The sequence below is a fragment of the Pseudomonas sp. P5_A2_2 genome, from assembly GCF_054177685.1.
The window spans coordinates 1-4,393 of the sequence record NZ_JBGCUL010000360.1 but is presented as its reverse complement, the minus strand read 5'-3'; the positions used below and the strand labels follow the sequence as shown (position 1 = coordinate 4,393).

At 60.6% G+C, this 4,393-nt stretch carries 8 protein-coding genes; 5 read left to right on the top strand and 3 right to left on the bottom strand.

Going from position 1 to position 4,393, the window contains the following annotated elements; translation table 11 throughout:
* On the bottom strand, positions 1–534 hold a 534-nt coding region (locus ACXRVY_RS18330), incomplete at its 3' end, for a gamma-glutamyltransferase (protein ID WP_458237928.1).
* Positions 535–670: 136 nt separating this feature from the next.
* Here ACXRVY_RS18330 and ACXRVY_RS18325 point away from each other — a divergent pair.
* The gene (locus tag ACXRVY_RS18325; protein WP_223461617.1) at positions 671–1,183 is read left to right on the top strand and encodes a methylated-DNA--[protein]-cysteine S-methyltransferase; all 513 of its coding nucleotides are present in this window, start codon (positions 671–673) and stop codon (positions 1,181–1,183) included.
* Here ACXRVY_RS18325 and ACXRVY_RS18320 read toward each other — a convergent pair whose 3' ends face one another.
* Positions 1,184–1,777 carry an NUDIX domain-containing protein gene (locus ACXRVY_RS18320; protein WP_223461615.1) on the bottom strand — a complete coding sequence of 198 codons (594 nt, stop codon included), beginning with the start codon at positions 1,775–1,777 and terminating at the stop codon, positions 1,184–1,186. It abuts the gene before it with no gap.
* 166 nt (positions 1,778–1,943) lie between these two features.
* Here ACXRVY_RS18320 and ACXRVY_RS18315 point away from each other — a divergent pair, with 166 nt between their 5' ends.
* On the top strand, positions 1,944–2,369 hold the full coding sequence (locus ACXRVY_RS18315) for a GNAT family N-acetyltransferase (protein ID WP_223461613.1): 426 nt from the start codon (positions 1,944–1,946) through the stop codon (positions 2,367–2,369).
* A gap of 130 nt (positions 2,370–2,499) precedes the next feature.
* Here the strand turns inward: ACXRVY_RS18315 and ACXRVY_RS18310 are convergent, their stop codons facing one another.
* A complete protein-coding gene (locus tag ACXRVY_RS18310) occupies positions 2,500–2,850 on the bottom strand; it encodes a hypothetical protein (RefSeq protein WP_458237927.1) in 351 nt (116 codons plus the stop codon).
* Positions 2,851–2,998: 148 nt separating this feature from the next.
* Between ACXRVY_RS18310 and ACXRVY_RS18305 the strand changes: the two genes are divergently transcribed.
* Genes ACXRVY_RS18305 through ACXRVY_RS18295 form a run of 3 tightly spaced genes read left to right on the top strand, consistent with a single transcriptional unit; the run spans position 2,999 to position 4,327 of the window.
* Positions 2,999–3,247 carry a hypothetical protein gene (locus ACXRVY_RS18305; RefSeq protein ID WP_008015571.1) on the top strand — a complete coding sequence of 83 codons (249 nt, stop codon included), beginning with the start codon at positions 2,999–3,001 and terminating at the stop codon, positions 3,245–3,247.
* Positions 3,248–3,267: 20 nt separating this feature from the next.
* Entirely contained in the window at positions 3,268–3,597 is a 330-nt protein-coding gene (locus ACXRVY_RS18300) for a DUF6388 family protein (RefSeq protein WP_458237926.1), read from the top strand.
* A 25-nt stretch (positions 3,598–3,622) separates the two neighbouring features.
* Positions 3,623–4,327 (top strand): YoaK family protein, encoded by a 705-nt coding sequence (locus ACXRVY_RS18295; RefSeq protein WP_458237925.1) that lies wholly within the window; start codon positions 3,623–3,625, stop codon positions 4,325–4,327.
* Positions 4,328–4,393: the final 66 nt, after the last annotated feature.

Sequence of the window (4,393 nt, the reverse complement as noted above, 5' to 3'; positions counted from 1 at the left end):
GTCCAGCAGATCGACGTCGCCCTGCTCCAGTTCAAAACCGTCTTCAGCCAGCTTGATGGCCGGGGCGATGATTTCCTTGCGCGGCTTGGTGCCGTACTTGGACAGCGCCAACTCCATGCCCGAAACGGTGCCCGGCACGCCCACGGCCAGGTGGCCACGGGTACTCAGATCAGGGACGACGTTGCCCGCCTTGTCCAGGTACATGTTGGCGGTTGCGGCCAGCGGCGCTTTTTCACGGAAGTCGAGGAAGGTCTTGCGCCCGTCCGCCAGTTGAATGGTCATGAAACCACCGCCACCGAGGTTGCCTGCCGCGGGGTACACCACCGCCAGCGCATAGCCGACCGCGACCGCCGCATCCACGGCGTTGCCGCCTTTCTTCAGCACATCCACGCCCACATGGCTGGCCAGGTGCTGGGCCGTGACCACCATGCCGTTTTCCCCGGTAGMCGGGGCCACGGAGGCGGCGTGAGCAGTCAGACAGCTGAGTGCCAATGAGGTCGCAATCAGCGATTTGGCAAAAGGTTCRTACTTCATGAGTCGGTCTCTTCTTGTTATTACGTAGGAAAACGCTTCAAAAGCCGTAGCCAAGTATGGTCGGGATTACGGTTTGCGCCTCCCCGTCGAGACAGTATCCTTTACGCCTGTTGAGCAATTTTGCGCGAGCCCTGGCATGACCTATACCTGCACCACCGTGGCTTCACCCGTGGGCCAGTTGAAGCTGGTCGCGAACGGTTCGCGACTGGCGGCCATCCTCTGGGAAAACGACAAACCCGGTCGGGTGCGCCTGGGGCCGATGAGCGAAGCGCCGGACAACCCGATCCTGGTGCACACGGCTGCGCAGTTGCGCGAATATTTTTCCGGCACCCGCGATCACTTCGAACTGGAACTGGATTTTGCCGGCACGGAATTTCAGAAGAAGGTCTGGACGGCGCTGCTGACCATCCCGTTCGGCGAGACCCGCAGCTACAGCCAGATCGCCGAACAGATCGGCAACCCGGCGGCGGTAAGGGCAGTGGGTGCGGCGAATGGCAAGAACCCGATCTCGATCGTGGCGCCGTGTCACCGGGTAATTGGCGCGTCGGGCAAGCTCACCGGGTTTGCCGGGGGGCTTGAGGCGAAGGAGTTGTTGCTGACGCTGGAGGGCGGGCAATGGCCCGGCACGGCACGCCTGCCAGGCTTTTGATCATGCTTGGGCGAAGAGGTTTTTCATCGCCGCATACTGCAACAGCATGATGGTCTTGGCGTCGCAGATTTCGCCGCGGTAGAACGCTTCGAGCGCGTCCTCGAACGCCCACTCCAGCACTTCCAGCTCTTCGGTTTCCGCCTCCAGTCCACCACCGTCGCTGACTTTCGACTTCGCGTCGTACTCGGCAATGAAAAAGTGCAGCTTTTCCGTCACCGAACCCGGGCTCATGTACGCCTCGAACACCTTCTGCACATGGTGCACGCGATAACCGGTCTCTTCCTCGGCTTCATCGCGGATGCGATCTTCAGGCGCCGCGCCTTCCAGCAGCCCAGCTGCCACTTCGATCAACAGGCCATCGTGGCCGTTGACGAACACCGGCAGGCGAAACTGCCGGGTCAGTACCACGGTTCTCTTTTCGCGGTTGTACAAGAGAATCGCCGCGCCATTGCCACGGTCGTAGACTTCCCGGGTCTGGCGTTGCCACTCGCCGTTGTTGCGTTGGTAATCGAAGGTGATTTTCCTGAGCAGGTACCAGTCGTGGGACAACACCTGGGACTCAAGGATGTTGACCCGCTCGGCCGTGTTCGACATGACAACGCGTCCTGTTATTTGTCTGAGGGTCCACATGTTAAGTGAAAACGAACGGCACTTGTCCCCTCAAGCAAGCTGCGCGTTGGCGACGGTTCAACTTTTCCGGGGATGGAACAATCGCTGCGACCGGGATAGGCTGCGGCTTCCATGCCATAAGGATATAGCCATGAACCTGCGTATCGAACTGTCGCAAAACCCCACGGAAGAACAACGCCTGGCCATCCTCAAGCCATTGCGCGCGTACAACGGCTCGAAGGCCGAAGGTAACGTACCTGAGCACATCGCCTTRCTGGTGCGCGACGACAACGACGAGATCCTCGGCGGCCTGCATGGCCGATTGTTTTACCAGTGGCTGTACGTCGACTTGCTGGTGGTGCCGGAACAGGCACGGGGACAGGGCCTGGGTTCGAAACTGATGCAGATGGCCGAGGACCTGGCGCGGGAACGACGCTGCGTCGGGCTGTGGCTCGACACCTTTGAATTCCAGGCGCCGGAGTTCTACAAGAAATGCGGCTACAGCGAGATCGGGCACATTGCCGATTACCCGCCAGGCCACAAGCACTTCTTCTTCCAGAAGCGCCTGAGCTACTGACCAGCACACAAAACCACTGTAGGAGCGAGCCTGCTCGCGATGGCGGACTGTCATTCAACATTGATGTCGACTGACTTACCGCTATCGCGAGCAGGCTCGCTCCTACAGGGGTATGCAATAAACCTTCAAATCATAGGCAGGTCGCCAACGCCGCCAGCCGGCGCTTGGCCACGAAATCATCCTTCTGTGCGTAGTAGCTCAACACCGTGCCCGAGGCATCGGTGGTCACGTCGACGAAGGACTCCGCCGAACRGGTGTAAACGGTCGTGCCACCCTTCTCGCCGGCCTGCAAATAGGCAGCGGCATCGACACCGAACACGGCCTCGTCCTGCCAGGAAAACTGCACGCACTGGGCGACGTCTTTTGCCGGCTTTTCCGAGTTCAGGGTCTTGTACGGGGCCTTGGTGCGGGCATCGTTCATCGCCGAGCCGGCGCATCCCGCCAGCAACGTCACGGCCAGCGCCACCATCAGAATTCGCATTGCATTCACTCATCAGGAAAAAGCGGACTTTATCACCCCGGCAGCCCGTATCGTTCTGCTTTACTGCATTTATACCGCGACAGCGCGCAACGATTCGCGCACCCTGTCGCGCCAATAACGCCCCATCGCACCCCTGACTGGAAATCTGATGACACCTAATGCCGAGTTCTACAAACCGAGCACTGAATATGCCGACAAGCTGATCAGCCAGATCGGTCAGACGCCGTCCTGGATTGCCAAGCGAATCGGCGTCACCGACAAGCGGATTCGCTACATCCTCGATGGTGAAAGAACCGTCAAAGGCGAAACCACGCCGATCCAGATGACTTACACCGAACAGTTTGCCCTCGAATGCCTGGCGGCAGCGGCCAAGGCCAGCAAGAAGCAATCCTCGTAATCCGTTCTCAAGGAGCGACCATGGCGGCAACCGAACTGCAGCATGAGCAAGYACTCAAGAAATTTCTCGATGCGCGCCCCGAGTTGCGCGAAGAACTCGACCACCTCAACCCACTGTTGGCTCAGGCCAAGGGTGAAACGGCGGCTCAGTATCGCGAGGAACGGCTGCACGAAGCGTTTGAAGCTGAAGCAGAACGCCAGAAATTGTTCGCTTGGGAACTGACGTTGCAGTTAACCACCGCCACACCCCAGGATTACCAAGCGCAGCGCCTGGAAGTGCACCGGGAAGTGGCGGAAATGGCCGGCATGGACTGGCTGGAATATTGCGAGTTGAATGGCATAAAACCCTAAGCACTGTTCAGGGATACCTTCGCCGATGCTGCCCAACACCGCCAGGACCCACGCCAGCCCCGGTCACCTGCACACGCAGAAATGGCGCGGGCGCATAGGCCTGAGCCTGGTGGCCATGCTCTCGGTACTCGCCGGTATGACCGACGCCATCGGCTTCATGGCCAGCGGCGACTTCGTCTCGTTCATGAGCGGCAATACCACCCGGATGGCCGTCGCCATCAGTACTGGCGACCTTGGGTTGACCCTGCGCCTGGTGATCCTCGTCGCCACTTTCATCGTCGGCAACGCGCTGGGCATAATCGTCAGCCGGCTAGGCAGACGTCGGGCCCTGCCCTTGTTGTTGTGCATCGCCACCCTGCTGTGCACCGCCGCGGCCTGGCCTTATGACGTGCAGCTGCCAGCCCTGCTGGCGGCGATCATTGCAATGGGCATGCTCAACGCCGCGGTGGAAGAAGTGAACGGCCTGCCGGTGGGCCTGACCTACGTCACCGGTGCCCTGTCGCGTTTCGGCCGCGGACTGGGTYGCTGGATGCTCGGCGAGCGTCGTAACGGCTGGCGCGTGCAACTGATCCCCTGGACCGGCATGTTCGCYGGCGCGGTACTCGGTGCCGTGCTGGAACATCACCTGGGGCTCAAGGCGTTGTTTGCCAATGGCCTGCTGGCGGCCGGGCTCGGGGTGTTGTCGTTGAAGATCCCGCGGCGCTGGCAGTTGGGGTATATGCCGCGCTGAGCTTGGCGGTGCCTATGCGGCCCTCATCGCGAGCAAGCTCGCTCCCACAGGAGATCGGTGTCGAAT